This is a genomic window from Brevibacillus reuszeri (assembly GCF_002897295.1).
Lineage (GTDB): Bacteria > Bacillota > Bacilli > Brevibacillales > Brevibacillaceae > Brevibacillus > Brevibacillus reuszeri_A.
The window spans coordinates 145,121-163,646 of the sequence record NZ_BEXF01000004.1 but is presented as its reverse complement, the minus strand read 5'-3'; the positions used below and the strand labels follow the sequence as shown (position 1 = coordinate 163,646).

Below are 18,526 nucleotides of genomic sequence, written 5' to 3'. Positions count from 1 at the left end.
CACTCATTTCGCACAATCTATTGGACAGACACATTCCAAAACGGTGAATCCATGAAGTATTGATAGCCTTTGACGTAATTCCGATGAGCAGCAAGTCCATGCAAGTCTCCTAGCTTCACACTCGGGAGATCTTCCCAGTAAAGCGTCTGGATCTTGTCAAAAATCGCTTTTTGGTCTTCAAATGTGATCGTATGACGAAGCTCGTCTAGCAAAGCATCCATCTCGGAATTGTTGTACCAGCCGGGCCATTTGTTACGCGAATCCAGGTATAAGGTTTGGACCGGGTTGGTGTAGGTAGGAAATCCGGTAAAGAATATGTTCCATTTCGTTTCGTCAGAACGTTTGCTGACCAGGGTTGGCCAGTCGTATATTTCAAAATTGACTTTGACACCGATCTTTTCCAGCTGGTCTTTGACCATCAGTGAGCTTTTATAAATATAGTCGTAATCCTTTGTTGTGATGATAGTGACGGGCTCTCCTTTGTAGCCGGCATCACCCAGCAGTTTCTTAGCCAATTCAGGGTTCTTTTGATTGTATTTTTCCTTCCCTGCATCCGAATGCCACGGCTGCTCCGCAAACATCAGACTATGATCCAGACGGAAGAAATCCGGGTTTCCGGTTATTCCGATCATGATGACTTCCTGGTCTAGTGCTGCATTCACCGCTTGCCGTGCCACTACATTGGAGAACAAGCCTTGCTTCTTGTTGAAAATCAGACCGACATACTTTTGCGGCTTCGCGACGACTGTCACCAAATTCGGATCGGCTTTCAGCTGCTCGTAATTGTCAAAGGGAAGCTCATCCGCAAAATCGTATTCGCCCGATTGCAAGCCGGCAACCCGTGTAGCCGCGTCTGGAACGGTGTGGAAATAAATGCGGTCTACTTTCGCTTCCTTTTTCCCACCAAGTCCATTGGCAGGCTCGGACAGTGCTTTATAATCAGCAAACTTCTCCAGCAGAATGTACTGATCTTGCTTCCATTCCACAAATTTGAACGGCCCTGTGCCGATGTATTCTTTTACACCCTCTTCTGTTGCAGCTTCGATGACTTCCTTTGGCATGATGACTGCACCCTGCTGGGGAAATGCCAGGGACGTCAGCAACGTGCCGGACGGTTTTTCTAGCGTGATGACTACCTTGTCATTTTCCTTTGACGAGATCGTCGCACTAGCAAGCGCTGTTTTTCCGTTGGGAGAAAGCTCCTTCCACCGATTGAGGGAAGCGATCACATCCTCGACACCAAGGACTTTTCCGTTGTGAAAGGTAATACCCTCCCTGAGTGTAAACGTCACTTCTTTCCCGTCTTCACTTACTTCAAAGGACTTCGCAAGCATTGGCGTAGGTTTATAGTCTTTATCAAGCGTGACCAGCGGCTCAAAAATATGCCAGCCTACCTGAAGAGCGACTGTCGTCGATGTTTTCACCAAATCAATCGAAGGCGGAGATACAGACAAGGCTACACGCAGCTCGTTCTTTTCCTTAGGCACTGCCTCAGCTTGCTCGTTTATTTGGCTAGAGCTGTTAGCCGTTGGTGAAGAAGAACATCCCCAGAGCAATAGCGTGATACTCAGTACCAATGTCAAAAGAATTCCGACCGGCTTTCTGACCATGGAAAATCCCCCTTTTGTCCGTTGAATATTCAGGTAATTTTCAAGCTGATCTCTTCCCTACGAATTACTTTTCCTGCGGTCCTGCCGGTAAAAAGCGAGTTGTTTACGGCTATTTCTCCATTCACAAGCACATAGTGGATGCCTGTCGGCTCAAGAAGCGGCTCTTCGTATGTCGCAAGGTCCGCCACCGTGTTCGGATCAAAAATTACGATATCGGCCCAGTACCCTTCTGCGATGTACCCTCTGTCCTTTAATCGAAGCAATTGAGCAGGAGCTCCCGTCATATGGCGAATCGCCTCAGACATCGTGAGAATCTCTTGATCGCGGACAAAGCGTCCAAGTATTCGCGGGAAGGTTCCGTATAGTCTGGGATGCGGTTTTCCTCCAAAAATTCCATCCGACCCGACGATCTGCATTGGATGCGCAAGTGCATTGGTGATATCCACTTCTTCACCCCAGGAAATGACCATTGTGACGCCCGCATTTTCCTCCAAAAGCAGGTCAAAGACCGCATCAGCAGGCGATGTTCCCCGCATTGCCGCTATCTCCAGCAGATTTTTTCCTTCTGCTGCGCGATTTTTCTCCGTTGTCACGGAGGCGATGACAATATTTCCCCAGCCACAGCTCTCCACCCAGTTTTCAAAATCATGGTTGTGATCAAAGTCAGCTTTGATCTTGTTGCGGATATCCTCGTCTTTTAATTTGGCAAGCAGCTCTTCCGTCCCCCCATCGTGCATCCAAGGGGGCAGCAAAGCGTGCAGTACCGTCGAGCCAGCGGTGTACGGATATTGGTCAAATGTAACCTCGATCCCCTCCGCCCGGGCCTGGTCCATTTTTTCCAATGCCTTTTGAAAGCTGGCGCGGTTTCTTCGTCCAATTACCTTGAAGTGAGAAATGTGGAGACGAACACCCGAACCGCGAGCTACATCAAGCATCTCGTCAATCGCTTCGAGGATATGGTTGCTCTCATTGCGCATATGGACAACGAAGCAGCCATCGTATTTGGCAGCCCCTTTACATATTTCGATCAACTCTTCTTTGCGCGAGTATAGGTTCGGAGGATAGATGAGTCCTGACGATAATCCGACAGCCCCCTGACGCATCCCTTCTTCTACGAGCTCACGCATCTTTTGCATTTCCTCTTTTGTAGCCCGGCGCCCTTCAAACCCCATCACCAGCGTACGGACAGCACCATGCGGAACCAGATATGTGACGTTTCCTGCTAAAGATGATTCGCTTAGAAAATCAAGATATTCATCAATCGAATTCCACGGCCAATCTCCGATGTCACCATTCAATCCGCGGAGCTGCTTTTGCCATAACGGCTTTGTCTGGTCATTGACAGGCGCAACGGAAATGCCGTCTTGACCGAGCAGCTCCATCGTCACGCCTTGGAGTACTTTTATTTTGTGAATGTCCGGCTTGGTGCACAATAAATCCGAGTGAACATGGGTATCGATAAAACCGGGAGATACTGCCAGTCCTTTAGCGTCAATCTCTACCATCGCCTCCTGTTTGTGCAGCTTGCCCAGCTTCACGATCTTGCCATCCTTGATTCCGATATCCGTACGGGTCCACGGATTACCTGTCCCGTCGTACACCTGCCCATTTCTTATGATCATATCCAGCATTGTCATTGCTCCTTTCTTCTTTTCACATCCATAATTTAAACGAGATGACAAGCGACACGGTGATGATTAGAGAATTCCCGTAGAATCGGAACCTCTTTCTTGCAGCTCTCGATCGCTTGTGGACATCTCGGGTGAAACACACAGCCACTCGGTAGATTGATGGGGGAAGGCACATCGCCGGAAAGGACGATCCTTTCTCTTCTTTTCTTTGGATTGGGCTCAGGAACGGCTGACAGCAATGCCCGGGTATAAGGGTGCAGCGGCTCGGAGAATAGAGCATCCGTAGGAGCTTCTTCTACTAAATGACCCAAGTACATCACACCGACGCGATCAGAAATGTGTCGGACAACACTAAGGTCATGAGCGATAAACAAGTAGGTGAGCTGAAAGTCTTCCTGCAGCTGCTCTAATAGATTGAGTATTTGCGACTGGATGGAGACATCAAGCGCAGATACAGGTTCATCACAAACGATAAAAGCCGGATGCACCGCCAGTGCCCTCGCCAAAACGATCCGTTGTCTTTGTCCGCCTGAAAACTCATGCGGATATCGGTCATAATGCTCCGGCTGCAGCCCCACTTTTCGCAGAAGCTCAAGAACTGCCTCTTTGTGCTGCTTCGGGTCACCGATGTTGTAGATGCTCATTGGTTCCTGAATCGCTTTTCCAATTTTTTTACGGGGATTGAGAGCCGAGTATGGATCTTGAAAAATAATCTGCATCTCTTTTCGGATGTTTCTCAGTTCTTCCTCGGAAAAACGGGTCACTTCTTTTCCTCGGTAAAGTACACTGCCAGACGTCGGTTCAAGCAAGCGCAGGATCATGCGGCCTGTTGTGCTTTTTCCACAACCTGATTCCCCCACTAGTCCATACGTTTCTCCTTGGTAGATCGTCAAGGATAGGTCGCTGACCGCTTTTACATAGGTTTTCTCTCCGAAATAGCCTCTTTTCATCGGGAAATGCTTGACGAGATTGGATGCTTGCAAAAGTGGCGCTTCCTTGACCTCATTGGTTACCAATCGCAATCGTGCTTCCTCCCTCCATACCGATTCTTTCATGATGCCAGCACCGGGCTTTATGACTGTGACCCACCTCAATTAAATCTGGTGGATGACTCCTGCACTTTTCATCGGCAAACGGGCATCTCGGTGCAAAACGACAGCCCGCCGGAATCTGGTGCAAAGACGGGACCATCCCTTCAATCACGTGCAGCTTTTCACCGCGTTTTCCATCAATTGTCGGGATCGATTTCATCAGACCGATTGTGTACGGATGCTTTGGATTCTCAAACAATGTCTCAACAGTCGCTTCTTCTACGATTTGACCCAGATACATTACAAGAACGCGATCGCAAACCTCCGCTACAACGCCCAGATCGTGGGTGATGAGCATGATTCCCATCTGTAACTGCTCTTGCAAACCTTTCATCAAATCAAGAATCTGCGCCTGAATTGTAACATCCAAAGCTGTCGTTGGCTCGTCTGCAATTAGCAGCTTCGGATGACAGCACAGCCCCATGGCAATCATCACGCGCTGCCTCATCCCTCCTGACAGCTGATGCGGATAGTCGTTTACTCTCTTTTCTGGCGAAGGGATCCCGACCAACGAGAGCATTTCAATCGTTTTTTCATACGCCTCCTTCTTGGACAGTTTTTGATGCAGCATAAGTGACTCACTGATCTGATTGCCTACTGTGTACACGGGATTGAGAGAGCTCATTGGGTCTTGGAAAATCATAGAGATTTGGTTGCCGCGAATCTCTTGCATCTCTTCCATGGACGAAGTGAGCAGCTCTTTTTGCTCAAAAAAGATTTCGCCCGCAAGCTTTGTTCCACTATGCTTTCGAAACAATCTCAGGATCGATAAGGATGTAACACTTTTCCCGCATCCCGACTCCCCAACCAGTCCGACCGTTTCCCCAGCATTCACATGAAAGGAGACTCCGTCGACAGCGGTTACCTCCCCGAGCTCTGTGCAGAAGCGCGTTTTTAAGTTTTTTACTTTCAAGAGCGGCACATAAACCATCTCCTTCCCGGCTAGCTGCGTTTATTTTTTCGCTTTGTTTGTATGCGGGTCTAATAAATCGCGGAGACCATCTCCGAGCAGGTTGAGTCCGAGTACGGTCATCATGATGGAGAGGCCAGGAAATACGGTCATCCACCACGCTTGCTTCATGATTGTCCTGCCATCATTCAAAATGTTTCCCCAGCTGGGCTCAGGTGGCGGTGTTCCCGCTCCCAAAAAGCTGAGCGATGCCTCAGTAATGACGGCATACGCAAAAATGAACGTGGCCTGAACAATCAACGGAGACAAACAGTTGGGAGCGATGTGCAGCCATATGATCCTCCACGACTTCCCACCGAGTGCGCGAATCGCTTCAATATACGTCTGTTCTCTCACGGTGATGGCAACCGACCTGATCGCACGGGCGACGGTAGGGATATAAACGACGCTAAGTGCAATAATGACATTGCTCATTTTCGGTCCAAGCGCAGCCAGTATTGCAATCGCAAGTAAAATCGCAGGAAATGCCATTAAGCCGTCATTGATCCGCATGAGAAAGTTGTCCAATCGGCGGTAATAGGCTGAGTACAGTCCGAAAATCAGCCCGATGATCGACGTGATCATGACGACAGAGAATCCGACTCCCATGGATATTCGGCTTCCGTATACGACCCGGGTAAATACGTCTCGTCCGAATTCGTCGGTGCCAAACCAGTGATTTGCACTTGGCGGCTTTAGCCGATCTTGTACATTCATTTCTATTGGGTTGTAGGAGGTGAGCACAGGAGCGAGGATACAAATCAAGGTGATAAGTAAAACCAGGATGCTTCCAGATACCGCCAAACGATTTGCAAAGAAGCGGTTAATCACAATTTTCGCATGATGCTTTGGAGGTGTAGCCGTTTGCGTTCCGATCATCGTTACAGAAGATGTTTCCATTCATCCATCCCCCTTTAGCTTTTGTCGTATCGCACACGCGGATCGATGTACGCGTACAAAATATCAACAATCAGATTGATGAAAACATACGCAGCCGCGATCATTAGGACGGTCCCTTGGATGACCTCGTAATCTCGTCTTAATACAGAGTTGACGATTAATTTGCCAATCCCCGGAATGTTAAACACCGTTTCAGTTACAACAGCTCCGCCAACGAGTGTCGCAAAGGATAACCCAATCACTGTGAGAATCGGGATAAACGCATTGCGCAGCGCGTGCTTGTACGTCACGATCCACATCTTCAAACCTTTTGCTTCGGCTGTACGGATATAGTTCTCATTTAGCACTTCCAGCATTGAAGATCGGGTCATGCGAGCGATCAGCGCTCCTTGCATAATGCCCAGTGAAATGGCCGGCATGATCAAGTATTTCAAATGGTTGAAAATCCCGCTGGACAACGGCTGATAGCCTGCAGCAGGCAGCCAGTTAAACTGGACGGCGAATAGCAAAATCAAGTTCAACCCGATCCAGAAGCTTGGGAGCGAAATACCGAGCATGGCAAATGTCATAAAGGATTGGTCCATCCAAGAACCTCGTCTGTTAGCCGCCATCACCCCCAACGGTATGGCAAACAAAATCGCAATGATCTCTGCCAGGATCGTCAAGGAGAGGGTAGGGCCCAAGTGCTCCCAAATCGCTTCGGTTACTGGCATATCCATGAAGATCGACCACCCTAAATCTCCTTGCAGGATGCCGATTATCCATTGAAAAAATCGGGTGTATATCGGAAGAGTCAAGCCCAGCTGCTCCCGTAATTTCGCCAGCTCCTCTTCCGTGGCTTGAGATCCCAGCATGACGGAAGCAGGATCACCCGGTGTCAGGTGGATGATAATAAAATCCACAATTGCTACAACCAAAAGCACAGGCAATAATGAAACGATCCGCTTTAACAAGTAGCCTCCCATATACGCTTGCCCCTCCTTGTTCCGTTACTCACATTTGCAATTTCAGCTCATACATCTGGCGCGGCCTTCCTTTACAAAGCGGCTGCTCTTCTCCAATAATTTCAGCCAGCTGACTTTGCTCTAGCTTGCTAAGAATTCGTCTGGCACTGCGTAATGAAACACCAAATCGGCTGGCCAAATCTGCAGCAGTAATTTGGGAGCTCCCATAGCTTTGACAAAACGAGATGAGCTTGTTTATCGTTCCGATACTAAGGCCCGATTTTCGAGCAGCATTCAATCGCTGTGGGTCATTGCTTCGGAGAGAGTATGCCAGCTGAAATTCTTTCCCGAGTGGACCGACAACATTTCCGTCGTGCATAGCAATGAAGCAGCTTCCGCCATCACCTACTTTCGCTTTTGACAATGCTTCTGAGGCTTTACTCTGTGCTTCGTTCGCTGTGCGTCCCAACCCGATTCCGATGCTAGCGGATATGTTTAATCGGTGGACAATTCTCTCCAAAAGGGGAAAGCGGGTAAACATGCTTGTCGTCCGCTCAATTACCCCGCGAGTCGTAACAAAAATGACCTCATTTCGATCCGGCCAATTCATTAATGCCTGAATTTCTTCCCCGTAATCGATCAAAATTTCTTGAATTGCGATTTTCTTGCGCTGAAGCTCGTATTCGGAGGCACTCCACTTTTTCACGATGTTTTCGATATTGATGATGCCTATCGCGATTTGGGTATCCGCTAACTGAAAGTTCCTTCCTTCGATTTGCGCTCGCTGTAAACCATCTTGAATCGTTGTTTTCGTTGGAGTAACTCTGTAGCAGGGGATACCGAGTCGCGTCAGCTCCCAATAAACAGATGCTACACACGTAAATATCGCGTCTACCTTTTTGCTTGTCCACAAATCGTAATGAAACCGAAGTATGTCTTCTGCACGTTGATTGAGCTGATATTCCATCGCATACATGTGATCAACATGGATAGACAGCTCATCCAATCTCTGCTCCACCTCTTGCAAATTCAATACGTCGATGCTAAAGCGCAGACGACTCTCAGTAAAAAGAGTGCCGCTATCTCTCAGTAATTGAAAGAATACACGGTATAGGCTCGTTCCATTGTAGGGCAGATAAACCATGGGCTTTGGATCGCCAACATGCTCGCGAGCAATTTGGTACGGAATCGGACCGGCAAATAAAAAAACATCGATCTCATCTTGGCATTGAGGGACGATTTGTTTTACCTCTTGAACGTCTTTGTAACCGAGCGGAAGCACTGTTAAGGCTGGATATGTTGCTGCAATACACATCACCTCATCAAGCAAATCATAAGGACCTATCACTGCAACCCTGATTTCCATCGAACCCTGCCACTTCCTCCCCCATTTTTTACTTCCAGAAACACTTTGCTTAATATTCAAAAAATTCTTTCCATCATCATACATTCGGACATCTTTATATGCAATTTCCGTTAGTTGTCCGTATATTCTGCTTCAAAACGAGAAAAAACGCGGGGGAGCCCGCGTCTTTTTACTGGATATTCATACTAGTAGGCCTACGCATTTTCAATCAAAAGGAGCGACTTCTGACCAATATCCCTCAGCTCAGCATCTACCACTTTCGCTTCCATTTGGAGCTCGCCAAGCAGCTTTTCGATTTTTGCCTTTTTGTCCTTTGCCTGCTGCAGCGATGTGGAAATACGATCCTGAACAATCCAGTCGGTAATGATATTATCGAAGAAAAAGTCCGCAAAAGTCAGCATTTCACCAATATCGATCTGAATACGGCTTTCGCGCTGAACATCGTACAGTTCACGTTCAAATCTTCGCAAGCTTTTTTGTGCTAGGTGAATGGCATCACGTGCTTCGTTGATCCGCCCGTGCTTGATATAGGTGGACATCGCGCCACCACCAAGCATATCCCATGCACCCCAAGAGCTTGCCGATTCCAGCTTTTCGATGGCTTTATCCACGTGCCGCTTCGTCGCCATACCAGCCTCTATGGCTTCATTCAATTCCTTTTGGCTCGCTTGCAGCTGTGACTGTTGATTGGTATAATCCCTGAGCTGCATCACGAGATCAGGTCGTTTTTCCCGAATCAGCCGCTCCTTTTGAAGCAGCAGCTCAGCGTACACACTCTCCGCGTCAGACAGGCGAGAGAGCTGCTCCTCTATCATTTGAATTTCTTCTGCCAGATCCTTTACGGCTGCCGCGGCTGCCTCATATTTGATCTTCGCCTGCAGCAGCTCTTCCTTTTCTTTTGTGAGCTTTTCATCCTTTTTTCCAATCAAGCTGTAAAAAAATGCACCGAAGGACATCCCCATTAATTTATCAACATCTTGCTGCTCAGATTGCAGCTTCTTATGTAAGGCTTTGAGCTTGCTTACTTCTTGTTCATACTGCTCTCTCAGCTTTTTACTATTATGCTCCCCATGCAGCTTTTGGCGCAGCTCTACTTTTTGTGCAGCCAGCTGCTCATTTATCTCTTGAAACATCGCTAACACTCCCCTCAATCTCTCCTTTTCTATACGACTGGCACTTCGATTTCGTTTCAAGTATTTGGAATCGGCTAGAAGAAAAAAAGCCCTCGCTATTCCGGTTTCATGACCGGATAGCCAGGACTTGTCAGCAATCTCTATTGTTTGGTTTGCATTTGTGCTTCTTTTCCACTCTGCACACGCGCCAGCAAATCTACCAGATGGACAGCCTCCATCTTTCCTTCCAAACCAGCACGTTGGATACCGGCTTTCATTTGCAGAAGGCAGCCTGGATTCGAGGTCACGAGAATATCTGCTTGGGTCGCAGCGACATGCTCCATCTTTTCATCCAGCAGACTTCCCGCCATCTCTGGCTGCACGAGATTGTAGATGCCTGCAGAGCCACAGCAGCGATCGCCCTCGCAAAGCTGTACGTAGGTCGCACCCGGAATACTTTGCAGCAGGTTCACTGGCTCCTTTGTTACCTTCATCCCATTCCGCAGATGGCACGAGGACTGATACGTTACCCGCTGCGGCAGCGCCTGCCATGTCTGCGGCTCTACTAAATCACTTAATACCTCACTGATATCCTTCACGCGGGATGAAAACCATTTTGCCTGTTCATGCCACTCATCGTCCTCTGCCAGCAGATGATCATACTCCTGAAGCAAGGCTCCACAGCCGCCTGCATTGGAAACGATGATATCTACATCGGCTTTGCGGAAAGCAGCAATATTTTTCCTTGCCAGCTCACGTGCTCCTTCTCGCTCACCGCTATGTGCATGCAGTGCGCCACAGCATACCTGATCGGGAGCGATGACCACTTCACAACCGGCTTCCGTCAAAAGCCGCACCGTATTGAGATTGGTTTCGCTGAACAGCACATCCATGATGCAGCCGTGGAACATGCCCACACGCATCACTTTCACACCGACAGCCGGGATCACGGTTGCGCCGAGAAGCTCACGCGTTCCTTTTCCAGAAGCTTCTGGCATGATCGCTTCCATTTCACGTAATTGCTTTGGCAAAATGCGCATGACACCCGTCTTGCGAACCGTTTTTTGCAGACCAGAGCGCTGATAAAAACGCAGGAGCCCGCCTAGCTTGTTCATCCGCTTTTGGTGAGGGAACAGATGGGTAAAAGCTACCTTGCGCATCGAGCTTACCCACCATGGATGCTCCTGCACGTCTTCGATCGCCTCACGCGTTTGCTCAATCAATTGTCCATAAGGTACTCCCGCTGGACAAACCGGCTCACAGGCACGGCATCCGAGACAAAGATTCATTTGGTCGATGAAGTCTTTGTCCGGCTCCATCACGCCATCTGCTACGGCCTTCATCAGGGCGATGCGACCGCGCGGCGAGGCTGCCTCATACCCAGTTTCGCGAAAGGTCGGACACGCTGGCTGGCAAAAGCCGCAGCGCATACAGTTGGACAGCTCATCGTAATCCAGTTTGTTTATGAGCGCTTCTTTAAGCACGATTAACCACCACTCTGTTCCGCGATTGCTTCGCAAACATCTTGTCGGGATTCAGGAGATTGTGAGGGTCAAAGGCATGCTTGATGCCCTTCATGACCTCCATGCCAGCTGCTCCCACTTTCCACTCCAAATAAGGCGCTTTGACGATCCCGACACCATGCTCTCCGGTAATCGTTCCACCGAGATCGATTGCTGCGGCAAAAATTTCCTCGAAGGCATGCTCGACCCTCTCGATCTCTTTTTCGTTGCGCGCATCCGTCATACAGGTAGGATGCAAATTGCCGTCACCGGCATGACCAAACGTACAAATCTGCAAACCGTAGCGATTCGTAATTTCTTGAATAGCGGCAACCATCGGAGCGATTTGCGCACGCGGGACAGTCGCATCCTCCAAAATCGTTGTCGGACGCATCCGGGATAAGGCAGCAAGGGCACTGCGTCTCGCCGTCATAACGTCATCCGCTTCCTCTGGTGTTGTTGCGACTTTGATCTGGACAGCTTCGTTGTTTTCACAAATGGCTGCGATCCGTTCCATGTCCTTGTCTACGGTCTGTGGTTCCCCATCCTGTCCGATCAATAGAATGGCAGCTACATCTGTAGGCAAGCCAATTTGTTTAAAATCTTCAACCACACGAATCGTTCCCTGATCCAAAAACTCCAATGTACCCGGGATGATCCGATTCGCAATAATATCCGAAACCGATCGTGCTGCCTGATCCATATCGGCAAACATCGCCAGCATGACGCGTTGCGATAGTGGCTTTGGAATGAGCTTGAGGATGGCCTGTGTAATAATTGCCAGTGTGCCTTCGCTGCCTACGAGCAGCTTGGTCAGGTCGTATCCCGCTACATCCTTCATCAGCTTGCCCCCGGTACGTATGATCTCCCCGTTTGGCAGCACAGCTTCCAGCCCGAGCACATAATCCTTGGTCGTTCCGTACTTCAATCCGCGCAGTCCACCGGAATTAAGTGCAATGTTGCCGCCAATGGTCGAGATCACCATGCTTCCCGGGTCTGGAGGATAAAACAATCCACGCGCTTCTACCGCCTGATGGATATCTACCGTCCTCACTCCCGGCTGAACGGTGATAGTCAGATTTTGCTCGTCGATCTCCACAATCTGGTTCATACGGGAGAGCACAAGCACGATTCCACCACCAACAGGAATCGTCCCTCCGCACAAATTCGAGCCTGCTCCACGGGTCACAATCGGTATTTGATGACGAGCCGCAACCCGCATCACCTGCTGCACCTCTTCGGTACTTTTTGGCAAGACCACCACGTCAGGCAGTGCTTGCTGCATCGGTGTCGCGTCATACGAATAGGCAACCAGTGCTTCCTGCCGATCGAGACAATTTTTCTCTCCGACGATTGCGACCAGCTCGGAGCGTATCGATTCTGACAACATGGAAATCCCTCCTCCCTATAGACATCGAAGTGATTGGCTTCAAACGTTTAGCTAAACTGCTGAATCGCTTCTCTGATTCTTCCATTGGTTACATTCAACAGACGCAGTGCTTCTTCCCTGCTCGCACCTGTCAATTTCATCAGGATGGCTGTCTTGGCGTCACCTTCAGCCAGCTCGGACAAGCGCTCTGCTTCGGCGTAGCTCACACCGGTCACTTCCATCACAATTCGCTTTACGCGTTCTTTCAGCTTGAGGTTCGTCGCTTGCACATTCACCATCAGGTTTCCGTACACTTTGCCCAGTTTGATCATTGTTGCTGTCGTGAGCATGTTGAGCACCAGCTTTTGGGCTGTCCCTGCCTTGAGTCTCGTCGATCCAGTCAACACCTCAGGACCGACCACAACATTGATCGCTACATCTACACCTTTGTTTATAAAAGATGGCTGGTTGCAGGAGAGAGCAATCGTTTTAGCCCCGATGTTCTGCGCTTCAGCCAATACGCCGAGCACATAGGGAGTTCTACCGCTTGCCGCGATACCGACGACAACATCCGCTTTGGTCACTTCGTACTTGTGGATATCCTCCTGCCCCAGCTCGTAGGAATCCTCCGCGCCTTCTACCGCACGAATCATCGCCGAAGGACCGCCAGCAATGACGCCCTGAACCAGCTCTGGATCAGTCCCAAAGGTAGGAGGGCATTCGGAAGCATCCAGGATTCCGAGGCGTCCGCTCGTTCCTGCTCCAAAGTAAAAGAGTCTTCCTCCGTTCTCCAATGCGTGAGCAATTACTTCAACCGCTTCGGATACGTGATCCAATACACGCTCAACCGCGTACGGAACTTTTTTATCTTCATCATTCATCATTTGTACGATGCCCCTGGCACTCAACCGATCCAGTTCCTTGGAGCTTTCGTTTTTTCCTTCAGTCGTTAATTGTTGCAAGTTCTCCAGCTTCATGCTCTGACGAACCTCCTCTTAATGTACTAGCAGCCTTTTGCTTACACGTGATCCAGATGGCAAGAGACAAAATGGCCAGCTGTCACTTCTTTAGCTGCAGGAGCAACCGTTTTGCAAATATCCATACAATGGCGGCAGCGTGGATGGAACGTGCAGCCAGATGGCGGATTTGCCGGGCTAGGCAGGTCTCCCTCTAAAATGATTCGCTCGGTCGTCAGGTGCGGATTAGGAACAGGAACAGCCGATAGCAAGGCTTGTGTATACGGATGGGTCGGCTTTTCATATAACGAGTGCTTATCTGCCACCTCAACCACTTTGCCCAAATACATGACAGCCACCCTGTCGGATATATGGCGAACGACACTGAGGTCATGAGAAATAAACAAATAGGTGAGCTTGAATTCCTTTTGCAAATCTTGCATCAGATTCAGGATCTGCGCCTGAATGGATACGTCCAGCGCTGATACCGGCTCATCGGCAATGATCAGCTTCGGGCGTAAAATCAGTGCCCGTGCAATTCCGATCCGCTGTCTTTGCCCTCCAGAAAATTCATGTGGGAATCTGTCCAGCTGCTGCTTGGACAATCCGACGATGCCAATCATCTCTTCGACCTGCTTGCGGCGCTCTGCCGGGGTACCGATCCCGTGAATAATAAGCGGGTCCTCCAGCAGTTGGCCAATCGTTTTGCGCGGATTGAGCGATGCAAACGGGTCCTGAAATACCAGCTGCATATTTCGTCTGGTACGGCGCAGCTCAGCTTCGTTCAATTTGCGAATATCCTGACCCTCAAACAAAATTTCTCCGTCCGTCGGCTCAATCAAGCGCAAGATGCAGCGACCCGTAGTCGATTTTCCACAACCGGACTCGCCGACAATGCTGACTGTTTCGCCAGGATAAACGGTCAGATTGACGCCATCGACTGCGCGTACGACCTTTTCCGGACTGAAAAAGCCTTGCTTGCTTTTGAAATGCTTGGTCAGCGATCTGACTTCGAGCAGTGGTTTTGTCATTGTACTTCCCCCTCACGATACAGCCAGCACCGGCACTTTTGCGTGTCTGAGACGGGCAGCAGCTCGGGATTTTTCTCACGGCAAATATCCATGACCTGAGAACAGCGCGGTGCAAAACGGCAGCCTGCGGGCATTTCGCTGAGCAGCGGAACCGCTCCCGGGATCGCATCCAGACGCTCCTGATTGACATTGACACTCGGCATCGACTTCAAAAGCCCGCGCGTGTACGGATGCTTCGGATCGTCGAACAGCTTCCCTACTGCGGCTTCCTCCACAATTTGTCCAGCGTACATCACAATGACGCGATGACACATTTCAGCGACGACACCGAGGTCATGTGTGATAAGCAGGATCGAAGTGCCTTGTTCTGTACGCACCTTTTTCATCAATTCCAAAATCTGTGCCTGAATCGTAACGTCCAATGCTGTTGTTGGCTCGTCGGCAATCAACAGCTTGGGCGAACAAGACATCGCCATCGCAATCATCACACGCTGACGCATACCCCCGGACAGCTGATGCGGGTACTCTGAGAAAATTTCTTCCGCGCGCGGAATTCCTACTAGCTTCAGAAGCTGAATCGTCTTTTCCTTTGCTTCTTGCTTGGACAAGCCCTGGTGGCGCCGCAACGGCTCACTGATCTGCTTGCCGATCGGGTGTAAAGGGTTAAGGGAAGTCATCGGCTCCTGAAAAATCATCGCAATCTGATTCCCGCGGATTGCTTGCATTTGTTTATCTGAAAGTGAAAGCAGCTCTTGATCCTGAAAACGGATGCTGCCTGTCATCTCTACATTTCGTCCCAATAGCTGCATGATCGACATGCTGGTCACGCTTTTACCGCATCCTGATTCGCCGACCACCCCGACGGTTTCTCCCGGTTCGACGCTCAGGCTGACGCCCTCGATCACGGTCAGCTTTTTGCCTGCTTGTTTAAAAGATGTGCGCAAATCTTGGATCGTAAGCATTGCTGCCATGGGTACTCCCCCTTTTCTTTAGGATGTGCCGACAATATTGAAGCCTGAAAACAGCTGGTTATGATGAGCTTGCCTCCAGGAACCAATCAATGGACTTACTTCTGGATGAACACGATTGGTAAGCGTAATGATTGTCACTTCTCTGGCCGGGTCTGACCAGATTGAGGTGCCCGTAAAGCCTGTGTGCCCAAAACCGCTCGCCGATACCACATCTCCTCCGGTACAGCCCGCTGCGATTTGCTCAAGCGACCCACCTGTTGAGGAAACGATCCAGCCAAGCCCTCTACGGTGTACAGACGGATCGGTGAGTGAGCGAGTGGACAGTGAAAATAGCGTAGGATCAATGCTCACAGGAGCATCCTCTGTCGTCCATATTTGCATGTAGCGCTCTGTATCAGCCAGGGTGGAAAACAGTCCGGCATGCCCACTGACTCCTCCGAGACCATAGTAAGCATTGCAATCGTGAACGGTTCCACAGATGATGCCTTTGCGCCATGTGTAGGTGGCCAGCATTTGCTTCCATTCTTTTGCAAAAAGTGGCTGTCCTGCTGACAGTTCAGCCATATAGCCCGCTGCCATGTTTCTTTCAAATGAATTGCCGTTTTCTGTTGGGGCTATCGTCCAAGCTGAGCTTCCTGCCTGATTGAGCGGCAAATAACTCGTATGAATCATCCCGCTCGGCTGAAAAATCAGCCGTTTGGCAAGTGCATCCAGCTCCTCGTCCCAAATCCTTTCCAATAAAAAACCGAGCAGCATAAAGCCTAGATCACTGTAGATCACTTCGCGTCCTACAGCGTCTGCCATCTGTTCACGAGCGATGAGACGCAGATACTCACTCTTGCCAGCTCCGAGCAAAAAGAACGGCCGCCATGCAGGCAATCCAGATGTATGGGTCAAGAGATGGATCACCTTGATCTTCTCTTTGCTTTCTTTGTCCTCGCCTTCTGCTAGTTCAGGCAAATATTTTGTAACCGGATCAGTTAGCGAGAGCTTGCCTTCCTGCACACTGATGAGGACCAGCGGCAGCGTAACCATCACTTTTGTTAAAGAAGCCATATCGTACACCGTATGAGTATCTACAGGCTGAGCATCGGGACCGTTTCCTGTCATGCCCTTGCAAACGGTCAGGGCTGACTTGCCCCCTCGCAGAACACTGACTGCGCCCCCTGGAAATATTTCCTGGTGAATGCCGCTATCCAAGCTACGTTCTATACGTTCCCTGATTTGCTCCGTATTCATTGCTTCTCCTCCACGCTGTAAATCCTTTTTGGGCTGCCTTACTTACTCCGATGACGCGGGTCCAGGATGTCGCGAATCGCATCCCCGAACATATTACATGCAAGAATAGTCACCGTCATGGCGATACACGGCCAAATAATCATGCCTGGAGCCAGCTCCATGTATCGGCGTGCTTCGGAAATCATGCCACCCCACGAAGGATCAGGCGGCTGGATGCCCAGTCCCAAAAAGCTGAGCGCTGATTCGGTCAGAATGGCACCTGAGATTGCCAGCGATGATTGAACCAGCAGCGGTGCTGTTACGTTCGGGAAAATTTCCAAGAACAAAATTCGCTTTGTGCTCGCGCCAATGGCTCTGGCGCTTTCCACGTATTCGAGGTTTTTAATCGATAAGACCGCGCCCCTCACTGTACGCGTAAAGATCGGGATATTCACAATACCGATTGCCATTATCGTGTTGAACGTCCCTGGTCCCAGTGCAGCCACAATCGCCAAGGCCAGCAAAATTTCCGGGAAGGCAAAGAGCACATCCATGACACGCATGATAAAGCCATCGACCCAACGACCGAAGTAGCCTGCAATCAAGCCAAACAATGTACCAAATGCCACGCTAACCAGTACAGCAGAAATTCCGACTACCAGCGATACCCGCGCTCCATAAATGATTCGACTCAAAAGATCGCGCCCAAACTGGTCAGTCCCCAGCAAATAATCAGCAGAGCTTCCTTCCATCCGGTGGTCCTGAAACATTTCAGTCGGGTCATGCGGAGCCAAGACCGGTGCCAGCGCTGCTGTCAAGCAAAGCAATGCCAGCAATATGGAGCAGAAGACGGCTGTTTTATTCGTCAAAAAACGCTTACGAAAAGTGCTCATGTCGCATTCCCCTTGTCAATACTTGATACGCGGATCAATCCAGGTATAAATCAGGTCGATGAGCAGATTGACCAGGACAAACACCAGAGCGACGAAAAGCACGCCTCCCTGTACTACCGGATAATCACGCTGATAAATTCCCTCCAGAATGTACTGGCCAAGGCCAGGAATCGAAAATAGCTGCTCCACGATGACTGAACCGCCGAGCAGGTATCCAATCTGCATTCCTGCAATCGTGACAATCGGAATCGAGGAGTTGCGGAACGCATGGCCCATGACGATGGTCCATTGGCTGTTTCCTTTAGCCCGCGCCGTACGAATAAAATCTTTGTCCATCGTTTCTAAAAAGGCAGAACGCGTCATCCGCATGACACCTGCTGCCACTACGATTCCCATCGTTGTCGCTGGCAAAATAAATACCTTGAACGCCTCGACCGGATCTTCCCAGAAGCTGACGACATCAATTGGCGGGAACCAGCCGAAATAGAGGGAAAAGCCGAGCAAAAGCAGTGTCCCTATCGCAAAATTCGGTACTGAAATCCCTAACAACGTAGCAACACGTACGACGATATCTGTTTTGGAATGGGCGCGAATCGCCGACAAAATACCAAACGGGATAGCAAGTAACCAGCCGATCAATACACCCAATACCGTCAGTTGCAATGTGATCGAAAAGCGTTTAATAATTTGCGGCAAAATTTCTTCGCCAGTATGAACAGATACCCCAAAATTCCCTTGCAGCATTCCTGTAATCCAACTCATGTATTGACTTAGCAATGGTTGGTCCAGGCCCATGCTCTTATTCAAAGCCGCAATCGCTTCCGGTGTGGCATTGGTCCCCAGCATGATGGAGGCTGGATCACCTGGCACCAAGTGCAGGATCGTAAAGACCAATACGGAAATGCCAAACAGGATGGGAATCAAGCTGGCGACGCGTTTAAGTAGATAAGACCCCACTTTTTTTCCCTCCATATTTAGAAACT

At 49.7% G+C, this 18,526-nt stretch carries 16 protein-coding genes; all 16 read right to left on the bottom strand.

Annotated elements, in window-relative coordinates:
* Positions 1-17 precede the first annotated feature (17 nt).
* Positions 18-1,610, bottom strand: coding sequence for an ABC transporter substrate-binding protein (locus C3B52_RS08425; protein ID WP_103105637.1), 1,593 nt, complete (start codon positions 1,608-1,610; stop codon positions 18-20).
* 29 nt (positions 1,611-1,639) lie between these two features.
* On the bottom strand, positions 1,640-3,292 hold the full coding sequence (locus C3B52_RS08420) for an N-acyl-D-amino-acid deacylase family protein (protein ID WP_268811881.1): 1,653 nt from the start codon (positions 3,290-3,292) through the stop codon (positions 1,640-1,642).
* Positions 3,277-4,191: an ABC transporter ATP-binding protein gene (locus C3B52_RS08415; RefSeq protein ID WP_235615652.1), complete on the bottom strand. Its 915-nt coding sequence runs from the start codon at positions 4,189-4,191 to the stop codon at positions 3,277-3,279. The genes C3B52_RS08420 and C3B52_RS08415 overlap by 16 nt, the downstream gene beginning before the upstream one ends.
* 52 nt (positions 4,192-4,243) lie before the next feature.
* Positions 4,244-5,263: an ABC transporter ATP-binding protein gene (locus tag C3B52_RS08410; protein WP_103105634.1), complete on the bottom strand. Its 1,020-nt coding sequence runs from the start codon at positions 5,261-5,263 to the stop codon at positions 4,244-4,246.
* Positions 5,264-5,284: 21 nt separating this feature from the next.
* Positions 5,285-6,181, bottom strand: coding sequence for an ABC transporter permease (locus C3B52_RS08405; protein ID WP_103105633.1), 897 nt, complete (start codon positions 6,179-6,181; stop codon positions 5,285-5,287).
* Positions 6,182-6,195: 14 nt separating this feature from the next.
* Positions 6,196-7,146, bottom strand: a complete 951-nt coding sequence (locus C3B52_RS08400; RefSeq protein WP_103105632.1) for an ABC transporter permease — start codon at positions 7,144-7,146, stop codon at positions 6,196-6,198.
* A 28-nt stretch (positions 7,147-7,174) separates the two neighbouring features.
* Positions 7,175-8,491, bottom strand: a complete 1,317-nt coding sequence (locus tag C3B52_RS08395; protein ID WP_103105852.1) for a transcriptional regulator — start codon at positions 8,489-8,491, stop codon at positions 7,175-7,177.
* A 194-nt stretch (positions 8,492-8,685) separates the two neighbouring features.
* Positions 8,686-9,624 (bottom strand): hypothetical protein, encoded by a 939-nt coding sequence (locus C3B52_RS08390; RefSeq protein WP_103105631.1) that lies wholly within the window; start codon positions 9,622-9,624, stop codon positions 8,686-8,688.
* A 140-nt stretch (positions 9,625-9,764) separates the two neighbouring features.
* A complete protein-coding gene (locus C3B52_RS08385) occupies positions 9,765-11,087 on the bottom strand; it encodes a (Fe-S)-binding protein (protein WP_103105630.1) in 1,323 nt (440 codons plus the stop codon).
* Positions 11,080-12,495 carry an FAD-binding oxidoreductase gene (locus C3B52_RS08380; protein WP_103105629.1) on the bottom strand — a complete coding sequence of 472 codons (1,416 nt, stop codon included), beginning with the start codon at positions 12,493-12,495 and terminating at the stop codon, positions 11,080-11,082. Before C3B52_RS08380 ends, C3B52_RS08385 begins: the two co-directional genes overlap by 8 nt.
* Positions 12,496-12,542: 47 nt before the next feature.
* A complete protein-coding gene (gene murQ / locus C3B52_RS08375; protein WP_103105628.1) occupies positions 12,543-13,451 on the bottom strand; it encodes an N-acetylmuramic acid 6-phosphate etherase in 909 nt (302 codons plus the stop codon).
* Between the two features lie 41 nt (positions 13,452-13,492).
* Positions 13,493-14,461: an ABC transporter ATP-binding protein gene (locus C3B52_RS08370; protein WP_103105627.1), complete on the bottom strand. Its 969-nt coding sequence runs from the start codon at positions 14,459-14,461 to the stop codon at positions 13,493-13,495.
* The gene (locus C3B52_RS08365) at positions 14,458-15,432 is read right to left on the bottom strand and encodes an ABC transporter ATP-binding protein (protein ID WP_103105626.1); all 975 of its coding nucleotides are present in this window, start codon (positions 15,430-15,432) and stop codon (positions 14,458-14,460) included. The genes C3B52_RS08370 and C3B52_RS08365 overlap by 4 nt, the downstream gene beginning before the upstream one ends.
* 18 nt (positions 15,433-15,450) lie before the next feature.
* Entirely contained in the window at positions 15,451-16,671 is a 1,221-nt protein-coding gene (locus C3B52_RS08360; RefSeq protein WP_103105625.1) for a serine hydrolase domain-containing protein, read from the bottom strand.
* 38 nt (positions 16,672-16,709) lie between these two features.
* Positions 16,710-17,543 carry an ABC transporter permease gene (locus tag C3B52_RS08355; protein ID WP_103105624.1) on the bottom strand — a complete coding sequence of 278 codons (834 nt, stop codon included), beginning with the start codon at positions 17,541-17,543 and terminating at the stop codon, positions 16,710-16,712.
* A 15-nt stretch (positions 17,544-17,558) separates the two neighbouring features.
* Positions 17,559-18,500, bottom strand: a complete 942-nt coding sequence (locus tag C3B52_RS08350) for an ABC transporter permease (RefSeq protein ID WP_103105623.1) — start codon at positions 18,498-18,500, stop codon at positions 17,559-17,561.
* Positions 18,501-18,526: the final 26 nt, after the last annotated feature.